Below are 25,564 nucleotides of genomic sequence, written 5' to 3'. Positions count from 1 at the left end.
CGAAGCGCCAGCCCTATACGCTGGCTAGGCCAGTTTGGGGAAGGTCGCCACCTTATGCTGCAGGTGGCTCTGCTCATTTCGCGGCTCTATCCGCTTTAGGTCGGCGATAAACCGCTCCTGCCAGCGGTGGATATCATTGTCCTTAACCACCGCCAGCATCGCCGAGTGGCGCGCAATACGTTCGGCCAGCGGCATGGTGAGCGCGCAGTCCAGCGCCGCGGCGACCTCATCGCGATCGTAAGGATTAACGATGAGCGCCGTCGGCAGTTCGTTTGCCGCTCCGGCAAACTGCGACAGCACCAGCACGCCGGGGTTCTGCGGGTCCTGGGCGGCAACAAACTCCTTCGCCACCAGATTCATCCCGTCGCGCAGCGGCGTCACCAGCCCGACGTCGGAGTAGCGGAAGATTTTCATCAGCAGCTTGCGTTCAAAATGCTGATTCAGGTAGTAGAGCGGCGTCCAGCCCAGCTGGCCATACTGGCCGTTAATACGCCCGGCGGCGGTCTCCAGTTGGTGACGAATATCCTGATAGGCCTGAACATCGCCGCGCGAGGTCGGGGCAATCTGGGTATAGCGAATCTTGCCGTGATGCTGGGGATATTTCTCCAGCAGGGCTTCATAGGCCAGGAAGCGCTCCGGCAGCCCTTTCGAGTAGTCCAGCCGCTCGACGGAAAAGATATTCTGCACGCTCTTGAGTTCGCTTTTGAGCTGCGCCAGCTTCGGCGGCAGCGGCCCTTTTGCGCTCCGCGCGATCTCATCGGGATCGATGCCAATCGGGTAGACCGCGGTCTGGAACGGTTTGCCCCAGGCGACGTGAGCGTTTCCGCTGCGGGTGGTCAGGCGGGTCTGCACCGCGATGCAGTCAAGAAACGCCTGCCGGTCGCTCTCGGTCTGGAAGCCCAGCAGATCGTAGTCGCAGAGCCTGCTCAAGCAGCTCGGCGTGCGGCGGCAGCGCGTTAAATATTTCCGGCGTCGGGAAGGGAATATGTAAAAAGAAGCCGACCCGATTATTGACCCCGCGCTGGCGCAGCTCGTGCGCCAGCGGCAGCAGATGATAATCGTGGATCCACACAATGTCGTCAGGCTCAATCAGCGGCAGCAGCTTGTCCGCCAGCGTCGCGTTGACGCGCTGGTAGCCCTCCCAGGCGTCGCGCTGAAAATCGACCAGATCGAGGCGATAGTGAAACGCGGGCCACAGCACCGCATTGGAAAAGCGGTTGTAGTACTCATCATGGTCCTGCTCGCTAAGGTTAAAGGAGGCCCAGGTGATGTTCCCCTGAGTGACCTTTTTCAACGGCTGGCTATCGTCGCCAATTTCCCCGCTCCAGCCGAACCACAGCCCACCGGCCGCTTTTAAAGCTCCCATAATCCCCACCGCCAGGCCGCCGGCGCTGGCCTTTTTATCATCCGGTGGGGCAATACGATTAGATACTACGACTAAGCGACTCATAGCCATCTCTCCTGTCGGTTAGCGCGTCTGGTTGCTGTCCATTATTCGCAATATTATTGAGCCACAGGTGCACCGCCGCGACGTCCGGCAAACGCCAGCGCGCCTGGGTGTCGCCGCCGCCGACTTTTACCGAAACGCCGTCCAGCTGGTTAACAACGCCAAAACCCGCCTCATCGGTTAAGTCATCGCCGACAAATACCGGCCTGCGCCCCTCGAACGGCGCCTCCTGCATAAAGGCGGCGATCGCCTCGCCTTTGTTCACCCCGCGCGGCTTTATCTCGACCACGCACTTGCCCAACTGCAGCGCCAGCAGCGGATAGCTTTTCACCACCTCCTGGGCCAGCGCCAGCACCGCGCTTTGATGCTGCGGCGCCTGACGATAGTGCAGCGCAAAGGCCATCCCTTTATGCTCGAGCTCGCAGCCCGGCAGCGCCGCAAGCGCCTGCGCCAGCCGCCCGTGAAGCTCCTTCTGTAGCGCATCCGGAAGGGAAACGATATGCGTATTCCCATTGATATCGCGGCGCTCAGCCCCGTGGACGCCGGCCAGCGGCAGCCGGTGCGGACGGGTAAGCTCATCGAGCTCGACCATTGAGCGCCCTGAAATCAATGCCACCGCACCACGATGCTGCTGCGCGAGCTGCCGCAGCGCCTGAAGCGCGTTAACCGGGATAACAACCTGATCGGGATGAGGTTTGATATCGGCAAGAGTACCGTCGAGGTCAAAGAAAAATGCGCAATTTCCGGTTGGTACAGGCGGTACAGATATCTGGTCAGCCACCCTGAACTCCTCCTTTCATGGCCAGCGTTTCGCTGGCTGTTAACGAATTGTTAGCCATGTAAGTATAGACAGTGTGACGGAGCTCGCCATTTTTGATAGTTATCACCAGCGCAGCGGGCGCTGGCGATATTCCAGGATTAAACTGAAAGGTTAGGGTATTTACACGCTGCGCTTTGCCTTCTGCTTGTAGCGATCGAAGATAACCGCCGCCAGCAGGATCACGCCGCGCACCACGTACTGCGAGAAGGGCGAGATATTGAGCAGGTTCATCGCATTCTCGACGGTGCCGAGGATCAGGATCCCGGCGATCACGTATGAAATCTTGCCGATCCCCCCTTTTAGCGACACGCCGCCCAGCACGCAGGCGGAGATCACAATCAGCTCATAGCCAATCGAGGTCATCGGCTGGCCGCTGGTCATTCGCGACGCCAGAATAATCCCCGCCGCGGCCGAAACCAGGCCGGAGATAACGAAGATAATAATCCTGGTACGCACTACCGGCACCCCGGCCAGGCGCGCGGCCTCTTCGTTGCCGCCAATTGCCAGGGTATTACGACCGAAGGTGGTTTTATTCAGCAGCAGGCCAAAGATTATCAGGCAGCCCACGGTCAGCCAAATCGGCGCCGGCAGGCCGAACCAGTTGGCGTAGCCGAGGGTGAAGAAGCGCTCATCTTCAATCCCCACCGCTTTGCCGTCGGAGATAATATAGGCCAGCCCGCGAACGATCTGCATGGTCGCGAGGGTGGTGATCAGGGCGTTGATTTTCAGCCGGGCGATAACAAAGCCGTTGACCAGGCCGCTTAGCACCCCCAGCAGCAGGCCGGCGGCAATGCCAATCCACATGCTTTCCGTCAGGTTGATGACCACGGCGGTCGTTACGCCAGCGCAGGCGATAACCGACGCGACCGACAGATCAAAATCGCCGGATGCCAGGCAAAACAGCATCCCGCAGGCCACCATTCCGGACATCGAAATCGCCAACCCGAGCCCTTTCATATTGATGAAAGAGGCAAAGTTTGGCACAAAAATCACGCAGCCGATAAACAGCACGGCAAAGACCACCAGCATCCCAAACTGATCCCAGATACGGGCCAGGCTGAAGGTGGTTCGACGGGTATTTGAGGTGGTAACAGAGGACATCATTGGCTCCTTTACTCAGGCGACCGCCTGGCTCACTTTTGGCATCGCAAGGCTTAACGCCTGCTGTTCATTCGCATCTTCATGCAGCAGCTCACCCGCCACTTCCCCTTCGCGCATCACGACGATACGGTCCGCAACGCCAAGCACTTCGGGTAAATCGCTGGAGGCAAAGACCACGGCCACGCCGGATGCCGCCAGCGCGTAGATGACGTTGTAGATTTCATGCCTGGCGCCGACGTCGATACCGCGGGTCGGCTCGTCGAGCAGGATCACCTTCATCTCCTCGGAGAGCCAGCGCCCCAAAATCGCCTTCTGCTGATTACCGCCGGAGAGGTTCATAATCAGCTGTTCAGGTCCCGGCGTTTTAATATTCAGGGACCGGATATGTTGGTCGGCGTTCTGCGCCTCCCAGCCGTTGTTAATCAGGCAGCCGGCGCGAACATGCTTACGTCGGGCGCTGATATTGATATTGTCGCGCACCGAATGCACCGGAATAATGCCTTCGGCTTTACGATCCTCCGGACACAGCATCATCCCGGCCTGAATGGCCTGCGCCGGTTTACGAATATCGATGGCTTCCCCGTCGATGTACACCTGACCGCCGGCGATCCGGGTGCCGCCAAACAGCCCTTTCAGCAGACTCGCTGCGCCCGGCTCCCACCAGGCCAAAGAGACCGACGATCTCTCCGCTGTGCACCGCCAGGCTAACCGGCGTTCTCACGCCCGGCGCTTTTACCTGCTCCAGACGCAGGCGCTCCTTGCCGTACGCGCGCGGCTTCCAGCCGTAGATATCGCCCAAATCGCGCCCCACCATCGCCTGTACCAGCGCATCGTGGTCCACCGCTTGCATATCGTCGAAGGTGCGTACGTAGCGGCCATCTTTGAAGACGGTGATCGCATCGCTCAGGGCAAAGATCTCCGCCATGCGGTGCGAGACGTAAATAATGACCCGCCCTTCCTGGCGCAGTTCGCGAATCACCCGGAACAGGTTGTCAATTTCGCGGGCGGAAAGGGAGCTGGTCGGTTCATCAAAGGCGATAACTTTGGCGTTGCGCGTCAGCGCCTTGGCGATCTCCACCATTTGCCATTGACCGATAGAGAGATACTTCAGCGGCGTTTGCGGATCGATATCCAGGCCCAGATGCTCAAGCTGCAGCCGCGCTTCGTAATTAAGCAGACTGCGGTCCACCATGCCGTATTTATGCGGCAGCTGGCCGAGGTAGATATTTTCCGCGACGGTCATTTCCGGTATCAGGTGCAGCTCCTGGTAAATAATGGCGATCCCGGCGTTAAGCGCCTCGGTGGTGTTGCTGAACGCCAGTCTGCTGGCCGCGGATATGTAGACTGCCCGCGGTCGGTATATAGTTGCCGCTGAGGATCTTCAGCAGCGTGGATTTTCCGGCACCGTTTTCTCCCATCAGGGCGTGAACCTGGCCGGCATAGCAGTCAAAGCTAATATCGGACAGCGCTTTAACGCCCGGGAAAGTCATGGTGATGCCGCGAAATGAGAGATAAGGGGTAGACTGTTGCATAACGACTCCGCTCTACTGCGCTCAGCCTCCCGCCGCTGCGGGAGACATGGTTAGCAGGCCTTACAGCCCTTTTTTCGCCAGCTCTTCTTTGAAGTTATCGCGAGTAATCAGGACGACGTCGGTGACCGCGGTGAATTTCGGCGGTTCGGCGCCCTTCGTGACCCAGTTGTAGAGCATCTCGCTGGTTTTGTAGCCGTGGATATCCGGGCTGGGCAGCAGGGAGCCGTAGAAGCCGGTGGCCTGCGCTTTGGAGAGCTCGTTGACCGCATCAACGCCGTTAATGCCGATACCAATCACGTCCGGCGCCTTGAAGCCCTGCCCTTCGGTGGCGCGAACGCCGCCCAGGACGGTGTTATCGTTCATCCCGACGATCAGCCAGTGTTTTACCTGCGGGTGCTGGACCAGCATCGAGTTGCCGGCATCGAAGGCGCCGGGAATATCGTTGGATTTCGTCGGCACGCGGTAGATCTGTTTATCCGGGAAGCCGGCGGCTTTCAGCGCGTCCAGCGAACCGGTCGTGCGGCGACGCGCAGTATCGAGCTCATCGGCGGTAATCGCCATCACTCCGGTATCCTTCACCTCCCAGCCGCGTTTTTGCATCTCTTTATACAGTTCCTGGCCCTGACGAGCGCCGATCTCGCTGGCGGCCATCATCACCAGCGGAACGCTCTCCATCGGTTTACCTTTGGCGTTAACAAACTGATCGTCGACGGTGATCACCTTCATGTCATAGCCGCGCGCTTTGGCGACAATCGCCGCCCCGAGCTTCGGATCCGGGGTACAGATGACGAAACCCTTCGCGCCGCTGGCGGCCAGGCTGTCGATCGCGTTGAGCGTTTTTTCGCCGTCCGGGACCGCGATTTTAATGACCTCAAAACCTAAATCTTTGCCGGCCTTATCGGCGAATTTCCATTCAGTTTGAAACCACGGCTCTTCCGGCTGCTTGACCAGAAAACCGAGCTTAAGCGTTTCCGCCATAGCTGATTGTGACATAACCGCAGCGAGACCGATCGCCGCCAGCGCTTTAGTAAATTTGTGCATGGTAAACTCCAGCTTAAATTCGCTTTCATGTAGGGAAATATCGGATCTAAAAATTTTTATCAGACTTAAAACAAGGCATTAGGAAAAACTCATCCAACGATGTCGTTGTGGAAATAGTAATAGCCGGAAATCAATTCTCCATACGAGAGGGTTATCACATCACGGAATTACAGTAATTGAGTGCATAAATTCAGCGAAAAATGACATAAAAAATGCGCTAATTGTCAGACAATTAGCGCAGAAATCAGCAGGATTATCCATATCATCAGCAGAGTTATCCCTGTAATACGCTTCAGCGGAATCCTGGCAGGGTACGGGCCCGCAATCGGCAGTGCTCTCTGCAATCCCCCGGCCCCTCCTCCGACGATTTCAGACGGAAAAGCGACATCGTGCTTTATTAACTACAGCTTCATCTCCCTGAAATAGTATTACGCGATATATTCCGCAATAACGATTAAAAATGATCCAGCGCAATATTAGCCGGTGAAACTGTGACAATAAAATGACGTGATTAAACAGGTGCAGAATTTATTTTCATTACGCGCGGCTGATATAAACATCATACAGCTACGTAATATGCATGAATGCTTTAACAATCCCGCCAGAGGAATAGTTAAAATCAAATAGAATCAATTCATTAAACACCACCACACTCATGAAAACACTGCCAGATAGCCTGCGGCCAGCGGAGGGTGTAACTAAACGCAAATCCCGCCAACCAGGAGTTTTCTTAAGTGAATTATGAGCGTATTCTCTATTTGTGGACACCGGAAATATCATTCCCGATCGCTTATGGAGAGCGCGGAATTATATTATCCGCCCAGTAAATTTTCGCGTGAAGGCCTCGTTTTCCGCTGTTGAAGGCGCAGGATCTCAATCCGCGAAGGCCCCCTTCCAGATTAATAAGGATATTTTATGGTAGTTGCAGGAATGGCTCAAAAGCTGAATAACCAGATGAATCTTGAGTTCCGCGCATCGAACTCGTATCTGCACCTGAGCGAATGGTGCGCGCAGCAGCGCTTGGACGGCACCGCGACGTTTCTTCGCACCCGGGCGCAGTCCAGCATCACGCTGATGATGCGGGTATTCGATTTTATGAAAAAGGGCGGCGAGTGGCCTATCGTGAAAGCCGAGGGGATCCCTTGTCAGGAGTGTCGCTCCCTCGAAGATCTCTTTACCCAAACCCTTGCCGACTATGAACAGCGCAGCAGCCTGCTCGCCGGGCTGGCAGAAGAAGCCAAAGCGCAAAGCGATGATTCCACCTGGCGCTTTTTAACCCTGTTAGAGAAAGAGCAGCAGCAGACGGCATTCTCCTGCAAACCGTCCTCGATGAGGTGCGTAACGCCGATAAGGCCGGCATCTGCCTGCAGCAAACCGACCGCTGCCTGATGGATTTGGTTGCTCAGGAGCACCATTAATACCGCTCCGGCGGACACCACATCAGCCGCTCCTTCAGGCTGGCCGAAGCCGGAGGGAACCGCTGCAGCGCATCTTTATAGCCTCCGCTCTGGCTGCCATAGCCGCGCAGAGACTGCAGCAGCACCCGCAGGGCGCTGTCCCAGACAATGCCCTGCAAATCGCTGTAGGGCCACAGATCGGGTTCGCGAATAAACGGCACCAGATAATCAACTCCCTGCTTTACGCCGCGCCCGTCGCAGATCGCGTTCCAGCGCTCGATATCAACGTGTTCGGCATAGCGGTTAAGCAGCAGGTGCGCTTCAAGATTGAATAGCGAGTAGTGGAACGGCATCGTGCGCTCCAGCTCCATCGTCTGCCTGCCGTCGCGATCGATTTGCGCCGCCATACGCTGAGTTATCCCCTGCTCGACAACTCGCGCGGCCAGCCCTTTGTCACCATAGAACAGGGCGTTCACCACTCTCTGCGCGTCATACCAGGTCCCGTGGTTGTTATGCCAGACGTATTCGGAATGGCCGATTTCGCTGTAATACATCCAGTGGTTAAAATCGCGAAACCACTGGTGGAGGCCAATAATATCATCGGTATCGAGCACCTTTGCCGGGGAGATCAGGCCGATGGAATCAATAACCATCCACAGCAGGCGCGTATCAATCAGGCCGGTTCCGCGGCCGGAGACGATGCCAGGGATCGCCTGTCCGTAGTTGAGATGCGGATTCATTCGCGTATCCGCGTCAAGAAACCAGCAGCGGATCTGTAGCGCCGCCGCCTGGGCGTACTGCCTCTTGCCGCTAAAATACCACGCCAGCCCCAGGGTCATGCAGCGCTCGCACATCCGAATCACGCGGGCCGTATCCGTGTCATTGTTTTCACACTGCGGGTTGGTATGTCCATCCCGGCGGATGTAGGGGAGCCCATTGGGCCGCCGCGGGTTGGGCCACCAGTAGGTACCCAGGCTGTAATAATCATGCGGATCGCCGCTGACCGGCCGCAGCTTTTTATGGACCACGCTCTCCGGCTGTTCGCGGCACCGCTTGTCCGCCTCCGCCAGCAGGCTGCTCAGCGCGGGCTGCAGCGGTGAAAAAGGCTGCTTCAGGCTGGCCTGGGCATTCTCCAGATAGCGTTGGTCGAGGGCATACAGCTTCATCGTCACTTTATTCACTCTCCTCGTCGCCAATGCGTAAACCGCTGCCGGCGTCAAAAAGGTGAACCCCGGAGAGCCTCGGCTGCAGCCACAGCTCCTCGCCTTCCCGTACTTCCAGACGCTGCTTGAACACCGACGTAAACGCGCCGCCTCCGGTTTCGCAGAATAGCTGAACGTCCGAGCCGGTATTTTCGATAGCCGTGATTCGCGCGGCGATGGCGTCCTCCCGGGCCTCCTTCACCACGTTGACCTGCTCAGGACGGATGGCGTAAATCACCTGCTGCCCGTGCTTAACCGCGAGGCCAGACGGCAGCATGAGCGTTGAGCCATCCTTAAGCCGCAGGCTTGCCCTGTCGCCGTCGCGCTCAACTTCCCCCGACAGCTGATTAATTTCCGGTGAGCCGATAAACCCTGCCACAAAGAGATTCGCCGGCCTGTCGTACAACTCCAGCGGCGTTCCCGCCTGCTCAATGCGCCCGTCGCGCAGGACAACAATCATCTGCCCCATCGTCATCGCTTCTATCTGATCGTGGGTAACGTAGACCGAGGTTGTTTTCAGCCGACGGTGGAGCTCGCGAATTTCGCCTCTGACCTGGGTACGAAGCTTGGCGTCGAGGTTGGATAGCGGCTCATCAAACAAAAAGACCTGCGGCTTGCGTACGATAGCGCGCCCCATCGCCACCCGCTGGCGCTGACCGCCGGAAAGATCCTTCGGCAGGCGCTCCAGCAGGGGCTCGAGGCCCAGCAGCGCGGCGGCCTCGGTGACCTTGCGATTGACCTCCGCCTTAGCCAGTTTGGCCATTTTCAGGGCAAAACCCATATTTTCTCGCACCGTCATCTGCGGATAGAGCGCATAGCTTTGAAACACCATCGCAATATCTCGCAGCTTCGGCTCAACGTCGGTCACGTTCTTGCTGTTGATGTGCACTTCCCCGGCGGAAATCTCCTCAAGCCCGGCAATCATCCGCAGCAGCGTTGATTTACCGCAGCCGCTTGGGCCCACCAGCACGCAAAATTCACCATCCGGAATGGTCAATGAGACGTCTTTAATGACGTTCACCTCGCCGTACGATTTACGGACATTATTCAGAACAACGGCACCCATCACACTCTCCTTATCCTTTGACCGCGCCGGACATAATCCCACGATTGAAATGTTTTTGTAGACCGAGGTAAACGATGATGCTGGGCAGCATTGCCAGCAGGTTAATGGCGATAAAAATATTTGGCGTAATGCTTTCATCGGTGCGCAGCGTGCCGAGGATCACCGGTATGGTATTCAGGCTATCCTGGTTGATGACGATCAGCGGCAGCAGGTACTGATCCCAAATCATAATAAAGCCGAACGTAACGACAGTTCCGAGCGCCGGTTTGACTAACGGCAGAATAACGTGGAAAAAAATCTGCCATTCATTGGCGCCGTCGATTCGCGCCGCCTCCTCAAGCTCTTTTGGAATCGCTGACATAAATTCGGTCAGCACAAAAATGGAGAACGCCCAGCCGACAACCGGCAGAATCATGCCGAGATAGCTGTTGTACAGCGAGGCATCGATCAGCGGCAGGCGCCAGTTGATAATCATGTACAGCGGAATGGCGATAACCTCTTCTGGCAGCATCATGGTCGACAAAATAACCAGGCTCACCAGCGCCACGCCGCGAAACTTCTTCCGCGCCAGGGCATAAGCGGCCAGCGCGCTCACCGCCACCTGCAGAATGGTGCCAAAAAACACCACCAGAATGGAGTTCAGCAGATATTGCCAGACGCCAATGTCCTGCCAGGCAAAGATAAAGTTATCCAGCGAGAACGCCTGCGGCCAGGCCAGCAGCTCTCCGGGCTTCACCGGGGCACCGCTGAATGCGGTGGCGACGATCCCCCAGAACGGCCCGACGAAGACCACCAGCAATATCGCGTAAATACACCAGCGGCCGGCGCTCTCCCAGCGTTTATTTAACATGAAGGCTCCTTAATAACGGGCAATACGTTTTTTGAGAGTGATATGGGCAATGGTCAGCACGACGGTAAAGGCGAACAGCAGGAACGACACCGCCGACGCGTATCCATAATCGAACTGCTCAAATCCCAGCTTATAGATGTGGGTCATGATCATCTCGGTCGCATTTGACGGCCCGCCGCCGGTCGTGGCGTAAACTTCAGCAAATACGCGAAAACCGCGAATAAATGAAAGCATCAGCACAACGGACAGCGCGGGGATCATGCCGGGCAAGGTGACGTAGCGCAGGCGGTTCCACCAGCTGGCGCCATCGACGTTCGCGGCGTCATACAGATCGCGGCTAATGCCGGCTAATCCGGCGATAAAAATCACCATGTTGTACGGTACGGCTTTCCAGATATGCAGCAGCATGATGACGCCAAGCGCCTGGTCGGAGCTGGCCAGAAAGCCCTGTTCATCAATGCCGAACCAGCTCAGCACGTGGTTTATCACGCCGTTTGCCGTAGGGTTAAACAGGATGCGCCACATCTCGGCGACAATCGCCGCGCTGGTCACCGCCGGCAGAAAGATCGCCGTACGAATAAAGCGCAGATGGCGGGCGGGTCCCTCCAGCAGCATCGCCAGGAAAAAGGCTAAAATCGCGGCGGCAAACATCGTTACCACAACGTAAAGCAGGGTATTGATCACCGCCGAATGCAGTTCAGCATCGGCAAACGCGCGGGTAAAGTTAGCAAAGCCAACCCATTCATCGGGCTGGTTAAAGTTCACCTTATAGAAGCTCATGATCAGCCCCTGAATCATGGGGATAAACTTAAACCAGGTAAAAATAATCAACGCCGGAGCTAAAAACAGCCATGGGATCAGCTTTCGTTTGCCCCTGGCGGTGAGCCAACGGCTTGCCGCCGGTGATGCTGCCGGCGTCAGAGCCGACGCTTTAGTCTCTTGCACGCTCATCCGTCAATGCCTCACTTAGCCAGCACGTTTTGTTTTGCCAGCTCAGCGTCAACTTTACCGTTCAGGGCGTTGAGTTCAGCAGAGATATCGCTCTGGCAGTCCGCAAGGATCCGGTTGAAACCATCTGCGGTGATCTGCCGGATTGGCGTCCAGTTCGGGACCTGCGGCACATAGCGGCCGTGCTGGTTATACAAACGGGAGAAGGTTGCCCAGCGCGTATCCTGGTAGACGCTTTGCACATCCACATTTTTGTTGACCGCCAGACGAACCACCGGAATATGCTTACTGCCTTTCCCCATACCGATTTCCTGGCCCTGCGGGGAAATCATAAATTCGATAAATTTACGCGCCGCCTCTTTTTGCTTGCTGCTTTTCATCAGGAATACCGTCGTGCCTTCGGCAAGAGTCGCTTCCCCCTGCGGTCCCTGCAGCGGAATAACCTCAAATTTATCTTTCCCGGGATCTTTATCGAACAGGTTGATGTGGTAAGGGCCGCTGAAGAACATTCCGCTTTGCCCGGAGCGGAATGAGGGGATCACATCCGCAGTGGTGGCATTAATCGCCCCCGGCTGGGCCACTTTTTCACACATCATGGTGCGGATAAACGATACCGCCTGCGCAACCTGGGGGGTATTCAGCGTTGCGCTAAACCGCCCCTCTTTCATTGCAACGTAATCCCCTCCCGCCTGCCAGATAAAGGTGCTTAAAAACCAGCTGGCATAGCCGCGGGTGCTGGATGCCGGGACAATAAAACCATAGGTATCATTTTTGCCGTTGCCGTCAGGGTCCTGGGTGGTAAATGCCCGGGCGAGAGTCATGATATCGTCCCAGCTTTTCGGCTGCGCTAGCCCCAGCTTTTCCCGCCAGTCTTTACGCACAAACAGCGCGAAGGTTTGCGCTGAAGTTGGTACGCCATAATATTTTCCGTCCGCATAGCGCGTGCTCTCCCAGGCCGTCGGGTAGAGGCTGGTCGCCGCCGGCAATAGTGGCAGGGTCGATTTCGTCAGCAATGCCAAGCTGGATAAACTGTCCAAGGGACACCGCGTCGTTAAAAATCAGGTCCGGCAGCGCGTTTCCCGCCGCCGCCCGCGCCAGGCGCTGCTCAAAATCGGTGGTCGCATTAAAATATTCTATTTTGATGCCGCTCTGCTTCTCAAAGGTCTGCGCCTCCTGCTGATAAATGTTTTTCGAGTCATTACTCGCCCGGATCCAAACGTTTAGCGTGGTTGCGGCATAGCTTTGCCCCATCCCCAGCCCCAAAGCAGAAAGGAGTAACAGGGAACGTAATTTATTCTCAGACATGGTTTCATATCCTTTATCGTAGGGTTAAAAGGTCAAAATAATAACCCTCATCGGTTATTACCTTGCACCCTTGTTATTTTAAAACACAAAACACTTATTTTTATTGGTGGTATATCAGGAGACTAATTTAGCTTTTCCCCAATATTAAATCGGAAGCTATTTATCATTACAACCTGCTAAAAAAGAAATCGCGTTTCAATATAAAAAATAGTGACGCACATCACACCAAAAAGTTACATGTAAAGTGACAAATTTAAAATAACAAATAAAATCAATAATATAAAAATAACAAATATTATTTTATAAACTCAAATTTATTAGAGAAATGGCCAATATAGCGTGATGGGTCACACTTCCTCAGCCGTTTTTCGCTCAAGCACGTAAGTAGGATCTGTATCACAAAAAAAATTATTTTGTCTTTTACACTGCACCTCATCGTGAATGAAACATCATTTCACGCCGTATCTAACTATTATTTAATGACGCCTTCTCAATATTTTCGCATATTGAATACGAACGCGTCGGGGCCATTTTCAAACTGAAGGATTATCGCTATGGCAACATTGTCAGGCCGGGGAGTATTGTGCTGCGCATTTATATTTTCGGCTATCACCAGCTCTCTTTATGCCGCAGAGTCGGCGCCGCTGATTCTCGATATCAACGATCTGGCGCAAAGTCGCCAGCAAATTGCCGACGGTAATCCGCAATTTGTCCGGGCGCAGAGCGCGCTGCTGGCCCGGGCCGATGCCGCACTCAAGCATCCATTGTTTTCGGTGATGGACAAGAGCCTGGTTTCCGCCAGCGGCGATAAGCACGATTACTACAGCTTCCCTCCCTACTGGTGGCCGGATCCGCAGACGAAAGACGGGCTGCCGTATATCCGTAAAGACGGGCAAACCAACCCCGATGCCAACAGCGACGCGACCGATAAAAACCGCCTCGTCAAGATGAGTAATGATGTTTACACCCTCGCCCTCGCCTGGTACTTCTCTCGCGATGCGCGCTATGCCGAAAAGGCCGCGGCGCAGATACGCGGCTGGTTTCTCTCTCCCGGCACGCGGATGAATCCAAATCTTGAATACGCCCAGGCGATTCCCGGTATTAATACCGGCCGCGGCATCGGAATTATTGATAGCCGGGCGCTGGTTAGCGTCGTGGATGCCATCGAACTGTTGCGCCCATCCGGGCAGCTCAGCGAAGATGACTACCATCATCTGCAGCGGTGGTTTGGCGATTTCTACTCCTGGATGACCACCAGCAAAAACGGCTTTGAAGAGGATAACTGGCACAACAATCACGGTACGTGGTTTGACCTGCAGGCGGCCACCTTCGCGCTGTTTAGCGGCAAAAGCGACGAGGCGAAAAAGCGCTTGCAAATCACGCAGCTGCGCCGAATCGCCGGGCAATTTGACGGTCAAGGCCGCCAGATGGCGGAGATCGAGCGTACCCGTCCCTGGCACTACAGTAATTTTAACCTCGAAGCCTACAGTCAACTTGGCCGACTGGGCGAAAAGACCGGAGTCGATATCTGGAACTTTTCTCTTGACGACCATAGCCTGCGCAAGGGCTATCAGTACATTGCCGGCTTTATCAATAGCGATAAAACCTGGCCATGGAAAGACCTGGATAAACCTGAGGATAAAAAGGCGCTGTTTAACCTCGCCTCCGCCGCGCACGCGTGGCCGCAGGATAATGAATTTGTGCAGAAAGCCCGCTGGCTGAAGGAGAAATATCCGGATGATATTACGACCCTGATCGCGCCGTTACCTCTGCAGTCCAGGGATGGAGAGAGCAAATAATGATCCAATTTTCCGGGCTGTGGCCGGCGATTGCGGCCCGAGCAGCCAACGCTACGCAGGTGGCGAAACTGGCATCTGAACATGCGGACGAACTAGCGATGCCGGTGCAGATCCCGCAGACGGGCATCGCCAGCTGGAATCTGTACTATTTTTGTCCGCAGCATAGCGTACGCCTGATTTGGCAAGCGGATTCACCCACTCGCCACCGCTGCCCGGTGGATGATGAAATCTTCAGCGGCGAGCCGTACGACGGCGCGTGGTGGCGCGAACTGAACGGCCGAAATGCCGGCGCCTGCTATCGTCTGGGATTACTGTGGCGCCTGACCGGAGAGCAGCGTTACGCCAGTAAAGTCGCCGAGCTGCTCATTGGCTATGCCGACGTCTATCCCGATTATGAAGTGCATGGCGATATTCCCCACAACGGACCGGGCAAAATGAACGCCCAGACGCTCTGTGAAGCCAACTGTATTCTTGAGATGGCTCTGGGATACGACTTTATCGCGCAGACGCTATCCGCCGAACAGCAGCAGCATATTCGCAGCCGCCTGCTGCGCTGCGCGGCGCTGTTTCTGCGCCAGCACCGCAGCCCGCAGATTCATAACCATGAAGTTAAAATCAGCGCCGCCCTCGCGGTACTCGGCTTCGTGCTGCAGGACGAAGAGCTGCTTGATTTTGCCGTTAACCAAACCTACGGGCTGCGCTGGCAGTTGGCGAACGGGCTGCTTAGCGAAGGGCTGTGGTTCGAAGGGTCAATTCATTACCACTACTACGCGCTGGAGGGCTTTTTTGCCTTCGAAAAGCTGGCCCGCGGCACGCGCTGGAGCCTGATTGATGGGCCATGGTATAAAAAAATGCTCAGCTTTCCGCTCTCGCTGTTACTCCCGGACGGTACCTTCCCCCGGCTCAATGATTGCCTCCCGGGACAGGAAAAGCTGTACCACAACGATATCTATGAATTTGCGTGGCATATTTGGCGCGATCCGCGCTATGCCGCCGTGCTCAGGCACACGGTGGGCGACGACCTGACTCTCGATGCGCTACTTTGGCGCGATGCGCCGTTTCCCGACGACGTACCGCCGCTGATTCCGACAAACTCGTTATATGCTCCCGGCGCCGGGCTAACGCTCTGGCGACGGCCCGCAGAGCAGCGGGTGGTGATGATAAAACACAGCCCCTACGGCGGCGAGCACGACCATTATGACCGGCTGAGCCTGCTCATCTGGCACCGGGATCGCGCGCTGCTTCCCGACCTCGGCACTACCGGATACGGCGCGCGTATGCATTACGACTACTACAAGCAAAGCGCTACCCACAACACGTTATCCATTAATCAGGGCAACCAGCCGCCGGCCAACACCAACATCAGCGGCTGGCATCAGGGCGAGGATTTTCAGTGGCTGGACGGCGAAGTTGACTGGCGTTCTCCCCCGCCGGTTTTAAACAGCCATACGCGGATAGAGTGGGACAGCGCCGCCTGGCGAGACGTGCGGTTTCGCCGGCAGCTATTGTGGGCGGGCGATGTCCTGATCGATCTTGCGACGATCGACAACCCGCATCGACAGCAGCTGGACTTCACGCTGCACCTGGCGGCACGGGCGCTGGATCAAAGCGGCCTGGCGATGCCGTTCGCGCTGAGCGGGCCGCTGCAAAAGATGCGGGGAGCCACGATGGTGCCGCTGCAGAACTGCCAACCGCGCCACTTTGCCGCCGGGAGCGAAACCTTCGCACTGTGGCTAGCCGGCGACGGGGAGCTGTGGCAGGGCTATGCGCCCGATAATCCCGCGCTGGGCGAACTCAGCTATCTGGTGATGCGCAGCCATCAACCTCAGACGCGCTTCCTCTGTCTCTGGGATTTTGCCAGCCAAATGCCGCTGACGGACGTGAGCGTCCATCATGACGATTGCGGCACCCGGCTTACGCTGTGGCGAGCCGACGGAGCGACCCGGATCGCAATTAGCGGCGATCGCGGCGCGCTCCCCAGCGTATCGGCCCCCTTTCGGCACGCCCCTCACTCCCCGCTATCGTGATCTTTTGGCGCTCCGGCGCCATTTTTTATTTACTGATTAGTGCGCTTCGCTTTGCGGGGTGAACTTCAGCTCAATCAGGGCAATCGCCTTTTGCACCGCGCGCATCGTAACCGGGTCGGATGACGAGGGGTGGCCAGAAAAATCGATAGCTTTAAGCTGAGTAGCCATCTTTTCGCGCACTTCTACAGGGGCGATAACGTCAATGACGTCGAGGATCTGTTTGATAACCAGTCTGACAGGCAACGACGTCGGAAACCAGCTCGTCTTGTTCGGTAAGGCGTTGAGACATTTTTTACTCCTTTTTGCAGGAGCGTAATAGTACCCTAAATCGGTCGAGATAAAAAAACCTGCCGCAGCAGGTTTTTTATCAGAACATGCCGGCCGGCGGCACATCTTTGAAGGTCTTGCAGTAGGTGTCAAAAATGCTTTTCAGGATCTTGCGCAGCTTCATGGCGTCACTCCGTTTTTTGTTATGCAGGTGTTAATTTTTGTACGTATATAATATGACCAGCATCACAAAAATCAATTTAAATGTGCGCCAAATCACAAATAAAATTGCAGACTGCATTTTAAATTTAACAAAAAAGCGAGCGGAGCCGGAGCCTTCCCCCCTCTCCTGCTCACGATCTCAGCGGGCTATGGCGACAACACAATGACCACAAACATCTCCGCCCGGGAAGACCGGGCGTTCTCGGCGCCAGCGCTGCTGGTTGCCGGGGCCTTTTTCATGGAGTTTCTCGACGGTACGGTGATCGCCACCGCGCTACCGGATATGGCGAAAGATTTTGGCGTGGCGGCGGTGGATCTCAATATCGGGATCAGCGCCTACCTGATTACGCTGGCGGTTTTGATCCCGGCCAGCGGCTGGATAGCCGATCGTTTCGGCGCGCGCAGGGTCTTCACTCTCGCGCTGGCGATTTTTACCCTTGCCTCGGTGTTCTGCGGCCTTTCAACCAGCGTCGATACCTTTGTCGCCATGCGCATCCTGCAGGGGATGGGCGGCGCGCTGATGGTCCCGGTCGGCCGGCTGGCGGTGCTGCGTACCACCCCGAAGCACCAGCTAATTAAGGCCATTGCGACGCTGACCTGGCCCGCGCTGGTGGCGCCGATTATTGGCCCGCCGCTGGGCGGCTTTATTACCAGCTACGCCAGCTGGCACTGGATTTTCTTTATTAACGTCCCGCTGGGCCTCGCGGCGATGGCTCTGTCGCTGCGCATTATTCCCGATATCCGCGAGGAGGAGCGGCGGCCGTTCGACCTTCCCGGCTTCCTGGCCACCTCGGTGGCGATGGTCAGCCTGGTCAGCGCCATGGAGATCCTCGGCGACAATCGGCCCGAGGGCTGGAAGCCCCTGGCGCTGCTGGGGCTTGGGATCGGCTGCATGCTGTTCTCGCTGCGCCACTTCCGCCGCGCCGCCTGGCCGATGGTGCGCCTCGACGCGCTGCGGGTCCCCACGTTCCGGGTCACCATGTACGGCGGCTCGCTATTTCGCGCCTCCATCAGCGCCGTGCCCTTCCTGCTGCCGCTGCTGTTCCAGGTTGGATTCGGCATGGATCCCTTCCACTCGGGGCTGCTGGTGCTCGCCGTGTTCGTCGGCAACTTCACGATTAAGCCCGCGACCACGCCGCTTATCCGCTGGCTCGGCTTTCGCCGCCTGCTGTTGATTAACGGCGCGCTTAACGTTCTGTCGCTGCTGGCCTGCGCGTTTTTAACCCCGCAAACGCCGGTGTGGTTAATCCTGACGATCCTGTATCTTGGCGGCGTTTTCCGTTCGATTCAGTTCACCGGCATCAGCACTCTGGCCTTTGCCGATGTCCCGCCGGCGCAAATGAGCTACGCCAACACCTTGTTCAGCACCGCCTCGCAGCTGGCGGTTGGCTTAGGGATAACCCTCGGCGCGATAGGCATTCGTATCGGGGAAAAGCTGAGCGAATGGCTGAGCCTGTCGAGCCTGCCCGGCATTAGCTTTCGCCTGTCGTTCGCGTTTATTGCGCTGATTTGTCTGGTGGGAATGGTGGATAGCCTGAAGCTGGCCGCGGATGCCGGAAGCAGCGTGTCGAACAAAAAAGCATAAGCGCAATCAGGGCCAGCCGCGGCTGGCCCTGCTGGTGATTAACCGACGATCTGGCGCACGAACGCTTCGATCTCTTTATCCTGGCAATTCTCGAAGAAGCACTGCTGGAAGCGCGGACCGGAAACGGCGGTTTTAACCAGCTCCGGATCGATAGCGCGCAGCGTGTCGAGGTAATTCTCTTTCACCACCGCCGCTTTCACCGTATTCAGAATACCGGCATTACGTACCTGCGGCTCTTTACGCTCCGGCGGATAGCCTTCCCCGTTGCGGCCGGTGAACGCTTTTTCGAAAATAAAGCGTACGTTCAGCTCTGCGCCCCAGCCGAACCCTTTCGCAAACGGCAGAGAGAGCGCGTTGCCGTTGTTGATCTGGGCAAACAGGAAGGCGTCGGCCGGGTCGATACAGTAGCCGCATACCACGCCCGGATGGATGTTCAAGGACATCAGCGCGCCCTGGCCGGTGCCGCAGCCAGTGACCACGAAGTCCACCGCCTGCGAATTCAGCAGAATGCTGGCCATGATGCCCAGGTGAATATAGGTCAGATGATGATCGTGCTCATCGCTCATCCCCACGTTGTACACCGGGAAGCCCTTCTCGTCGGCAACGGCGTTGAGCTCGTTGAGGATGATGGCATTTTTGTTTGCCTGGCTGTTTTCCATCATCAGTGCAATTTTCATGCTTTACTCTCCTGAATGCTTTGCGGGTGCTTCAGCGATAGGTCGTTAACGTTGCTATGACATTACTACTTAACAAACGCACTTTCAAATTTTATGAAAAGTTGTTTTATAAATCACGTAGTGCTTCACACTTTTGCCCTCGCCCCTCGCCCTTCCCACATCCGCCTCCCTGCCGCTCCGCAATCGGCAAGCTCCGCGCCAGGCCCCCGGTCGTCGGTTATGCGGTTTCTCACATTTATCCGCCGCGATCGCTTAGCGTTATTTATTAAATATAAATTAAAACCATTCTCATTAATTATTAAATTGCCAATGCGTTTTATTCCCATTTTCATTTTTAATAAATGTTTTTTTAATTTACTTTTTGCAAATAAATAAATAACAACTTATAGTGAGCGCACAATAATCTTTATGCCTATATTTTGGAGCACGCGCTATGCTGAAAACAGAAATGATCGATAAGCTCAATGAGCAGATGAACCTTGAACTCTATTCCTCTTTGCTTTATCAGCAAATGAGCGCCTGGTGCAGCTATCATAGCTTTGAAGGGGCGGCGGCGTTTCTTCGTCGTCACGCTCAGGAAGAGATGACCCATATGCAGCGCCTGTTTGACTACCTGACCGACACCGGCAGCCTGCCCTGCATCAACGCCATTTCCTCTCCGTTTGCCGAGTACGCATCGCTGGATGAACTGTTCCGCGTCACCTACGAACACGAGCAGCTGATCACCCAGCAAATTAACGCTCTGGCCCACGCCGCCATGTCCGCTCAGGATTATCCGACCTTTAATTTCCTGCAGTGGTATGTTGCCGAGCAGCACGAAGAAGAGAAACTGTTTAAATCCGTTATTGATAAACTTACCCTCGCCGGTAAAAGCGGCGAAGGTCTGTACTTTATTGATAAAGAGCTGGCAACGCTCGATACGCAGAAATAATTATAGCGGCGACAATGCTTCGGCATTGTCGCCCAATTAATGCTGACAGATTTTACTTTCGCTGGTACTAAATCCGGCATCTGCGGCAATAAACTTTCCCTTCTTTTGTAAAAATATCACCAGCTCTCCGGCGGTGAGATTTTCCGCCGAACAGGTATGAAAACGGGCCTTCTCGCCAAAGCGGGCGACTATCGCCGCTTCAAGGCTGGCAACGCTGTAGGGTTCACCTGAAGCGATCATCATCTGCAGAACTTCATGACCGTGAATAGATTGCATAACTCCTCCTGTAAAACGCCCACGATAAACCACCTTACAGCTTCAGGCCTTGCGCCAGCGCAGCATTAGCGCGGGTTCCCGGCGTGTAAACTTTTACTGACAAGCACTGTAACCCTCATTTGACGAACCTGCCGATTTCACATACTCTGCGCGACATATTTTATTGTTAATTCCTTCATGGATAGAGAGAAACGTGAAGAATCGCACTCTTGGTAGTATTTTAATCGTGGCAGGGACCACTATTGGCGCAGGGATGCTGGCAATGCCTCTGGCATCCGCTGGCGTCGGTTTCGGCGTCACGCTCGGGCTGCTGATCGCCCTGTGGGCGTTGATGTGCTATACCGCGCTGCTGCTGCTGGAGGTCTATCAGCACGTGCCGGCCGATATGGGGCTCGGCTCTCTCGCCGCCCGCTACCTCGGGCGCTACGGGCAGTGGGCCACCGGATTTTGCATGCTGTTTCTGATGTACGCCCTGACGGCCGCCTATATCAGCGGCGCAGGCGAGCTGTTGGCCTCCAGCCTGAACCAGTGGCTGCAGTGGAATCTTCCGCCGGCAGGCGGGGTGCTGCTGTTTACCGGCATTGGCGGGGCGGTGGTTTGCCTCGGGACCTCGCTGGTCGATCTGTGCAACCGCTTTTTATTCAGCGCCAAGATTATTTTTCTCGCTATTATGCTGGCCCTGCTGCTACCGCATATCCATCAGATAAACCTGCTGACTCTGCCGCTTCAGCAGGGACTGGCGCTGTCGGCGATCCCGGTTATTTTTACCTCTTTCGGTTTTCACGGCAGCGTACCGAGCATCGTCAGCTACCTTAACGGCGATATTCGTAAACTGCGGCGGGTATTTATCATCGGCAGCTTTATCCCGCTGGTGGCCTATATTTTCTGGCAGCTGGCGACGCTGGGCAGCATTAGCTCACCAACCTTTGCCGCTCTTCTCGGACAGCATGCCGGCCTGAACGGCCTGCTCGAGGCTATCAGAGAGGTCGTTGCCTCACCGCACGTCGAACTGGCGGTTCATCTGTTTGCCGACCTGGCGCTGGCCACGTCGTTCCTCGGCGTCGCGCTGGGCTTGTTCGATTATCTGGCCGACCTGTTCCAGCGTAAAAATACGCCGGGCGGGCGGGTACAAAGCGGCGTCATCACCTTTGTGCCGCCGCTGGCCTTCTCCCTGTTCTATCCGCGGGGTTTCGTGATGGCGCTGGGCTACGCCGGCGTTGCCCTGGCCGTACTGGCGCTGATGCTGCCTGCGCTGCTGGTGATGAAGAGCCGCCAGCAGCATCCGCAGGCGGCGTGGCGCGTTATCGGCGGAGCGCCGGCGCTGTGGCTGGTCCTGCTGGCCGGGATCGCTATCGTGCTGATTCAGTTTTGTATCGCAATCGGCGTTTTACCCGCCGTCGGATAAAAGAGTAAGGGGCCCTGTCGGCCCCTTATTTTATTTTGCTAAGCAGCACTGCTTATATTTCTTACCGCTGCCGCACGGACAGGGATCGTTACGGCCAACTTTGGCATCATTTCGGATCGGCTGCTGCACTTCCGCCGGCTGCGCATGCTCCGTCCAGTATTGATAAAGCGCCAGCGCCGCCGGTTTAATACGCTCCACGCTGGCGAGGAAATCATCGACAGAGAGCGCTTCAACCGCCGGGAACTGCGCTTCCGTCCCGTGCAAAGCGATGATATCCAGCTCGGCCTGCAGTTCCGCCGGTAAAGACGCCCAGCGGCCCAGGCCGACGCCACGCATATAGCCAAAGCACCACTCGCCTACGATAGTCAGCTCCTGGCCTTCCTCTTCGCGCGTACCAAACAGCGGCTCGAACTGCTCCGGATACTCCTCCAGGCGCTCGGCGACATCGCTCATATGCTGCAGAGTAAGGTTAACGAAGCGGTCGCGCTCGCGATCGTTGGCCCAGCGCGGCACGCTGTCGGCGCCGCCCCAGATAGCCAGCAGCCACCGGGCGGGTTCAATCTCGGCTGGCCCGGAGAGGATCGCCGTCAGCAGGCCATCAAGCTCGGAGACATCAAGGATGGCGCCGTCGGTGGCGTATTTCGACAGGATATCGTCCAGCCATTCAAGTTCGCTTTCGTTCAGGGGTCCGGTTTTCATAAACAGGCTCGTCGTCATAGAAAAATGGCGCATACAGTAGCGGAAATGCCGGGAGAAAACCACCCGGCGCGGGCATTCTGCGCGGGTTAAATATCCTTAATAATGCTCGAGCGCATCGTTTCATATTCGCTTTCGCTGATCGTACCGTCATCGCGCATTTTTGTGGCCTGAGCCAGGCGCTCTCTGACGTCGTCGGCGGAAGAGACGGAGGTGCTCTGCGCGCCGGCGGCGTTATTATCCTGCTGAACGTCGCCAAAACGGTTAACCCCGGCGGTACCTCGGGCGAACAGCAGCCAGATTGACATCAGCAGCGAGATGACGCCGCCGGCCACCATCAGCCATACCCATGCCGCCGCCCCGCCTTCTTCAACGGTGCCGGCAACGCCAATCAGGCCGATGATCAGGATCAGGAAAGGCGCCAGCAGCCACCAGCCGGAGCGATTCAGATCGTGGAGGCGTCGCACCGCCACCGCGATCCCCGGAATAATGATAATCAGGCTAAACAGCCCGCCGATAACCGGGATCAGCCCCAGAATCGCCGACAGCACAAAGTTAGCAACGGTAAATACCGCGTACTCCTGGCGCGCCGAGCGGCCGCGGAAGGTGGCATATTTCCGAAAACAGTTACCGTAGCTTTCAAGCAACGTAGCCATAAAATCCCTCATTAAAAATAATTATTATTGCAGTAACGGCATATGGTCCCAAAGGCAGTTTATCCGGCCCGCAGGCGCGCGCCGGAGCGCTATTTTAGCGCAGTTTGCCAGAAATGTGCCGGAGAAAACTGAGGGCTTGACCGCCGGGCGCCATGACGATAATGCGGAAAATCGGCCTCAAACGCTGACGAAGCGTCCGTTCGCCACCGTCGTCTGGCCGTCGTCATAGATCCACGCGCGCAGGGGATGGTTCGCTTTTGCCGCATTATAGTCAACGCACACCACCCGCTCGCTCAGCGCCTGCGGTTCGGCGGATAGGGTATAGTGCCCGACGACAACGGCAACCTCGGGCACAGCGCAGGCGCTTTTCTCCAGCGCAATATCCGGGATCCGGCCAACCATTTCGGGCTGGACCTGAGCAATCTGGCGATAGGTTGTTGCTTCGTTAAGCCACCAGCGGATACGAATATGGCGCCGCTCGACCCCGGTTTTATCCAGAAAGCTGTAGCCCTCAGGCAGCGCCAGTTCTGGCCCCTTGAGTATCGTCTCCAGCAGGTGGAACAGGACGTGCCGTTTATCAAAGGCGTGCACCCAGTTCTCCGGTTTCAGCCGGTTCTCTTCATCAAGCCACGGGCGAAGCCGGGCAATAGCGTTCTGGTCCCAGCAGGCGTGCACCGCGCGAATATCGCCAAAATCGACGAACAGCGGCAGGGTTTTAAACCACTCGACCCACAGCAGGTGCTGCGCGCTATCTTCCGTGACGTCGTCGAGGAAGGCCTGATGCTGGCGGCGGTTATTCGGCGTATGCGGGCGCAGGGGCCGATCCGTTTCCGGATGGCGCATCAGCCAGCCAACGGCGTTAAATTCATGGTTGCCCATCAGGCAAATGGCGCGGCCGGCGGCAACCTCTCCCCTCACCCGTTCCAGCACCGACGCATGGTCGATGTGGCTCCCCGGCTGATTATCAATAAGGTCGCCGACAAAAACCTGCAGGCTGCGATCCAGCCCCTCCCGGGCCCGCAGATGATCCAGCAGGGCGCAAAGCTTGCCGTGTTGGCCATGAATATCACCAATAAAAATTTTGCGGCTCTTAGTCTGGCCTGAAACGGGCATCAGTACTCCTTGTGATTTTAGCGGGTGCGACCTTACGGATAGTAGCAGGCTTGGCGGGTGATGCCCTGCTCTGCAAGGGAATATGCCGCAAGGCAGGAGAATATGCTGAAGCGACAGTCTAAATGGCGGATTTCAGGCACAAAAAAACCACCCGTAGGTGGTTTCACGACACTGCTTATCATTGATTTTATTCTATAATCCCAATGGTACCCGGAACGAGACTTGAACTCGTACAGCCTATGGCCGAGGGATTTTAAATCCCTTGTGTCTACCGATTCCACCATCCGGGCTCGGGATGTAAATTGGAGGCGCGTTCCGGAGTCGAACCGGACTAGACGGATTTGCAATCCGCTACATAACCGCTTTGCTAACGCGCCCTTAATGCTGTAACACCCGCCACTGCCGATGTTTTTAAACTGGAGCGGGAAACGAGACTCGAACTCGCGACCCCGACCTTGGCAAGGTCGTGCTCTACCAACTGAGCTATTCCCGCATTAGCAAGGTAATCTGCTAATCATTTGATTTTGTTATCGTCTGGCGAACTGTGCTGCCGTTCGATGCGTTGCATTCTACTTACCTGGCGCAATGAGTCAACGATATTTTTTAAAACCTTGCGTCGTTTGCTGAAAATTACGCCGAAACGATCACTGATCAAGCAAATCGCCGCGCGCCGCGTTCAAATATTGCAGCATTGACCACAGAGTCAGCACCGCCGCAACGAGGAACAGCGCGATCCCTGCCCCTTCAACCCACTCATTTGGCCGCCACAGCATCCACACCAGCGCCGTCATCTGCGCCGTCGTTTTAACTTTACCGATCCAGGAAACCGCCACGCTGCTGCGTTTACCCAACTCGGCCATCCATTCGCGCAGGGCAGAAATAATGATTTCACGGGCGATCATCGTCGCCGCCGGCAGGGTGACCCACCAGGTGTGGTAATGCTCGGCGACCAGCACCATCGCAATGGCCACCATGACCTTATCCGCTACCGGGTCGAGAAATGCGCCAAAACGGGTGCTCTGATTCCAGCGGCGCGCCAGATAGCCATCAAACCAGTCGGTTACCGCGGCAACAAAAAAGATCAGCGCGCAGGCGAACGGCGCCCATACCACGGGAAGGTAAAACGCCAGCACAAAAAACGGTATCAGGATGACGCGAAACAGAGTAAGCAATGTAGGGATGTTAAATTGCATAGTGACAG

19 protein-coding genes, 3 tRNA genes and 5 pseudogenes are annotated in these 25,564 nt (G+C 56.3%); 6 read left to right on the top strand and 21 right to left on the bottom strand.

The features are described from left to right. Nucleotides 1-24: 24 nt before the first annotated feature. From otsA to ABOC21_RS09070, 5 genes and pseudogenes are all read right to left on the bottom strand, one after another. Nucleotides 25-1,450: pseudogene (otsA, locus tag ABOC21_RS09090) on the bottom strand (alpha,alpha-trehalose-phosphate synthase). Continuing rightward, nucleotides 1,425-2,228, bottom strand: coding sequence for a trehalose-phosphatase (otsB, locus tag ABOC21_RS09085; protein WP_426814316.1), 804 nt, complete (start codon nt 2,226-2,228; stop codon nt 1,425-1,427). Before otsB ends, otsA begins: the two are co-directional and overlap by 26 nt. Before the next feature lie 159 nt (nt 2,229-2,387). Next, entirely contained in the window at nt 2,388-3,368 is a 981-nt protein-coding gene (gene araH / locus ABOC21_RS09080; RefSeq protein WP_426815451.1) for an L-arabinose ABC transporter permease AraH, read from the bottom strand. 15 nt (nt 3,369-3,383) lie between these two features. Continuing rightward, a pseudogene (gene araG / locus ABOC21_RS09075) lies at nt 3,384-4,900 on the bottom strand (L-arabinose ABC transporter ATP-binding protein AraG). 60 nt (nt 4,901-4,960) lie between these two features. Next, entirely contained in the window at nt 4,961-5,941 is a 981-nt protein-coding gene (locus ABOC21_RS09070; RefSeq protein WP_095101634.1) for an arabinose ABC transporter substrate-binding protein, read from the bottom strand. Between the two features lie 915 nt (nt 5,942-6,856). On the opposite strand from ABOC21_RS09070, the pseudogene ABOC21_RS09065 reads away from it, so the two are divergent. Next, nucleotides 6,857-7,359 (top strand): annotated as a pseudogene (locus ABOC21_RS09065) (non-heme ferritin-like protein). Here ABOC21_RS09065 and ABOC21_RS09060 read toward each other — a convergent pair. From ABOC21_RS09060 to ABOC21_RS09040, 5 genes and pseudogenes are all read right to left on the bottom strand, one after another. After that, nucleotides 7,356-8,504 (bottom strand): alginate lyase family protein, encoded by a 1,149-nt coding sequence (locus ABOC21_RS09060; protein WP_426815450.1) that lies wholly within the window; start codon nt 8,502-8,504, stop codon nt 7,356-7,358. The pseudogene ABOC21_RS09065 and the gene ABOC21_RS09060 sit on opposite strands and share 4 nt — an antisense overlap. 7 nt (nt 8,505-8,511) lie before the next feature. Continuing rightward, nucleotides 8,512-9,606 carry an ABC transporter ATP-binding protein gene (locus ABOC21_RS09055; protein WP_426814315.1) on the bottom strand — a complete coding sequence of 365 codons (1,095 nt, stop codon included), beginning with the start codon at nt 9,604-9,606 and terminating at the stop codon, nt 8,512-8,514. Between the two features lie 10 nt (nt 9,607-9,616). Next, a complete protein-coding gene (locus ABOC21_RS09050) occupies nt 9,617-10,456 on the bottom strand; it encodes a carbohydrate ABC transporter permease (RefSeq protein ID WP_426814314.1) in 840 nt (279 codons plus the stop codon). A 9-nt stretch (nt 10,457-10,465) separates the two neighbouring features. Beyond that, nucleotides 10,466-11,407, bottom strand: coding sequence for a carbohydrate ABC transporter permease (locus ABOC21_RS09045; RefSeq protein WP_426814313.1), 942 nt, complete (start codon nt 11,405-11,407; stop codon nt 10,466-10,468). Nucleotides 11,408-11,418: 11 nt separating this feature from the next. Continuing rightward, nucleotides 11,419-12,709: pseudogene (locus ABOC21_RS09040) on the bottom strand (ABC transporter substrate-binding protein). 554 nt (nt 12,710-13,263) lie between these two features. Here ABOC21_RS09040 and ABOC21_RS09035 point away from each other — a divergent pair. Further along, nucleotides 13,264-14,508 (top strand): alginate lyase family protein, encoded by a 1,245-nt coding sequence (locus tag ABOC21_RS09035; RefSeq protein WP_426814312.1) that lies wholly within the window; start codon nt 13,264-13,266, stop codon nt 14,506-14,508. After that, nucleotides 14,508-16,535 carry a heparinase II/III domain-containing protein gene (locus ABOC21_RS09030; RefSeq protein ID WP_426814311.1) on the top strand — a complete coding sequence of 676 codons (2,028 nt, stop codon included), beginning with the start codon at nt 14,508-14,510 and terminating at the stop codon, nt 16,533-16,535. The genes ABOC21_RS09035 and ABOC21_RS09030 overlap by 1 nt, the downstream gene beginning before the upstream one ends. 36 nt (nt 16,536-16,571) lie before the next feature. Here ABOC21_RS09030 and ABOC21_RS09025 read toward each other — a convergent pair. Together ABOC21_RS09025 and azuC are read right to left on the bottom strand one after the other, a co-directional pair. Then, nucleotides 16,572-16,824, bottom strand: a pseudogene (locus ABOC21_RS09025) (DUF2766 family protein). A 78-nt stretch (nt 16,825-16,902) separates the two neighbouring features. Then, nucleotides 16,903-16,986 (bottom strand): stress response protein AzuC, encoded by an 84-nt coding sequence (azuC, locus tag ABOC21_RS09020; RefSeq protein ID WP_113771133.1) that lies wholly within the window; start codon nt 16,984-16,986, stop codon nt 16,903-16,905. 201 nt (nt 16,987-17,187) lie between these two features. Between azuC and ABOC21_RS09015 the strand changes: the two genes are divergently transcribed. Then, on the top strand, nt 17,188-18,609 hold the full coding sequence (locus tag ABOC21_RS09015) for an MFS transporter (RefSeq protein ID WP_426814310.1): 1,422 nt from the start codon (nt 17,188-17,190) through the stop codon (nt 18,607-18,609). Nucleotides 18,610-18,647: 38 nt separating this feature from the next. On the opposite strand, the gene ABOC21_RS09010 is transcribed toward ABOC21_RS09015, so the two are convergent. After that, nucleotides 18,648-19,286: an RpiB/LacA/LacB family sugar-phosphate isomerase gene (locus ABOC21_RS09010; RefSeq protein ID WP_426814309.1), complete on the bottom strand. Its 639-nt coding sequence runs from the start codon at nt 19,284-19,286 to the stop codon at nt 18,648-18,650. Between the two features lie 433 nt (nt 19,287-19,719). On the opposite strand from ABOC21_RS09010, the gene ftnA reads away from it, so the two are divergent. Beyond that, nucleotides 19,720-20,217 carry a non-heme ferritin gene (gene ftnA / locus ABOC21_RS09005; protein ID WP_426814308.1) on the top strand — a complete coding sequence of 166 codons (498 nt, stop codon included), beginning with the start codon at nt 19,720-19,722 and terminating at the stop codon, nt 20,215-20,217. A 36-nt stretch (nt 20,218-20,253) separates the two neighbouring features. Here the strand turns inward: ftnA and ABOC21_RS09000 are convergent, their stop codons facing one another. Next, complete coding sequence (locus ABOC21_RS09000; RefSeq protein WP_426814307.1) at nt 20,254-20,493, bottom strand: YecH family metal-binding protein; 240 nt, start codon at nt 20,491-20,493, stop codon at nt 20,254-20,256. 193 nt (nt 20,494-20,686) lie between these two features. Between ABOC21_RS09000 and tyrP the strand changes: the two genes are divergently transcribed. Beyond that, on the top strand, nt 20,687-21,898 hold the full coding sequence (tyrP, locus tag ABOC21_RS08995; protein WP_426814306.1) for a tyrosine transporter TyrP: 1,212 nt from the start codon (nt 20,687-20,689) through the stop codon (nt 21,896-21,898). Nucleotides 21,899-21,928: 30 nt separating this feature from the next. On the opposite strand, the gene ABOC21_RS08990 is transcribed toward tyrP, so the two are convergent. From ABOC21_RS08990 to pgsA, 7 genes are all read right to left on the bottom strand, one after another. Beyond that, on the bottom strand, nt 21,929-22,597 hold the full coding sequence (locus tag ABOC21_RS08990) for a YecA family protein (RefSeq protein ID WP_426814305.1): 669 nt from the start codon (nt 22,595-22,597) through the stop codon (nt 21,929-21,931). 86 nt (nt 22,598-22,683) lie between these two features. Next, entirely contained in the window at nt 22,684-23,250 is a 567-nt protein-coding gene (locus ABOC21_RS08985; RefSeq protein ID WP_426814304.1) for a DUF805 domain-containing protein, read from the bottom strand. A gap of 177 nt (nt 23,251-23,427) precedes the next feature. Then, on the bottom strand, nt 23,428-24,363 hold the full coding sequence (locus ABOC21_RS08980) for a metallophosphoesterase (protein ID WP_426814303.1): 936 nt from the start codon (nt 24,361-24,363) through the stop codon (nt 23,428-23,430). 204 nt (nt 24,364-24,567) lie between these two features. Further along, nucleotides 24,568-24,653, bottom strand: a tRNA-Leu gene (locus tag ABOC21_RS08975). 13 nt (nt 24,654-24,666) lie between these two features. Further along, nucleotides 24,667-24,740, bottom strand: a tRNA-Cys gene (locus tag ABOC21_RS08970). Between the two features lie 40 nt (nt 24,741-24,780). Next, nucleotides 24,781-24,856, bottom strand: a tRNA-Gly gene (locus ABOC21_RS08965). 151 nt (nt 24,857-25,007) lie between these two features. Continuing rightward, on the bottom strand, nt 25,008-25,556 hold the full coding sequence (pgsA, locus tag ABOC21_RS08960; RefSeq protein ID WP_045859282.1) for a CDP-diacylglycerol--glycerol-3-phosphate 3-phosphatidyltransferase: 549 nt from the start codon (nt 25,554-25,556) through the stop codon (nt 25,008-25,010). Nucleotides 25,557-25,564 lie beyond the last annotated feature (8 nt).

Source organism: Klebsiella sp. WOUb02 (assembly GCF_050058015.1).
GTDB lineage: Bacteria > Pseudomonadota > Gammaproteobacteria > Enterobacterales > Enterobacteriaceae > Klebsiella.
The sequence above is the reverse complement of the archived record's forward strand: the minus strand, read 5'-3'. Positions and strand labels throughout refer to the sequence as shown.

Excerpts from the sequence above, each read along its gene's own strand:
- ABOC21_RS09000 (WP_426814307.1), bottom strand. The coding sequence starts at position 20,493 with ATGCAATCTATTCACGGTCATGAAGTTCTGCAGATGATGATCGCTTCA.
- azuC (WP_113771133.1), bottom strand. The coding sequence starts at position 16,986 with ATGAAGCTGCGCAAGATCCTGAAAAGCATTTTTGACACCTACTGCAAG.
- ABOC21_RS09050 (WP_426814314.1), bottom strand. The coding sequence starts at position 10,456 with ATGTTAAATAAACGCTGGGAGAGCGCCGGCCGCTGGTGTATTTACGCG.
- ABOC21_RS08980 (WP_426814303.1), bottom strand. The coding sequence starts at position 24,363 with ATGCCCGTTTCAGGCCAGACTAAGAGCCGCAAAATTTTTATTGGTGAT.
- ABOC21_RS09070 (WP_095101634.1), bottom strand. The coding sequence starts at position 5,941 with ATGCACAAATTTACTAAAGCGCTGGCGGCGATCGGTCTCGCTGCGGTT.
- ABOC21_RS09015 (WP_426814310.1), top strand. The coding sequence starts at position 17,188 with ATGACCACAAACATCTCCGCCCGGGAAGACCGGGCGTTCTCGGCGCCA.
- ABOC21_RS09030 (WP_426814311.1), top strand. The coding sequence starts at position 14,508 with ATGATCCAATTTTCCGGGCTGTGGCCGGCGATTGCGGCCCGAGCAGCC.
- araH (WP_426815451.1), bottom strand. The coding sequence starts at position 3,368 with ATGTCCTCTGTTACCACCTCAAATACCCGTCGAACCACCTTCAGCCTG.
- ftnA (WP_426814308.1), top strand. The coding sequence starts at position 19,720 with ATGCTGAAAACAGAAATGATCGATAAGCTCAATGAGCAGATGAACCTT.
- ABOC21_RS09010 (WP_426814309.1), bottom strand. The coding sequence starts at position 19,286 with ATGAAAATTGCACTGATGATGGAAAACAGCCAGGCAAACAAAAATGCC.
- ABOC21_RS09035 (WP_426814312.1), top strand. The coding sequence starts at position 13,264 with ATGGCAACATTGTCAGGCCGGGGAGTATTGTGCTGCGCATTTATATTT.
- ABOC21_RS08990 (WP_426814305.1), bottom strand. The coding sequence starts at position 22,597 with ATGAAAACCGGACCCCTGAACGAAAGCGAACTTGAATGGCTGGACGAT.
- ABOC21_RS09045 (WP_426814313.1), bottom strand. The coding sequence starts at position 11,407 with ATGAGCGTGCAAGAGACTAAAGCGTCGGCTCTGACGCCGGCAGCATCA.
- ABOC21_RS09055 (WP_426814315.1), bottom strand. The coding sequence starts at position 9,606 with ATGGGTGCCGTTGTTCTGAATAATGTCCGTAAATCGTACGGCGAGGTG.
- ABOC21_RS08985 (WP_426814304.1), bottom strand. The coding sequence starts at position 23,250 with ATGGCTACGTTGCTTGAAAGCTACGGTAACTGTTTTCGGAAATATGCC.
- ABOC21_RS09060 (WP_426815450.1), bottom strand. The coding sequence starts at position 8,504 with ATGAAGCTGTATGCCCTCGACCAACGCTATCTGGAGAATGCCCAGGCC.
- pgsA (WP_045859282.1), bottom strand. The coding sequence starts at position 25,556 with ATGCAATTTAACATCCCTACATTGCTTACTCTGTTTCGCGTCATCCTG.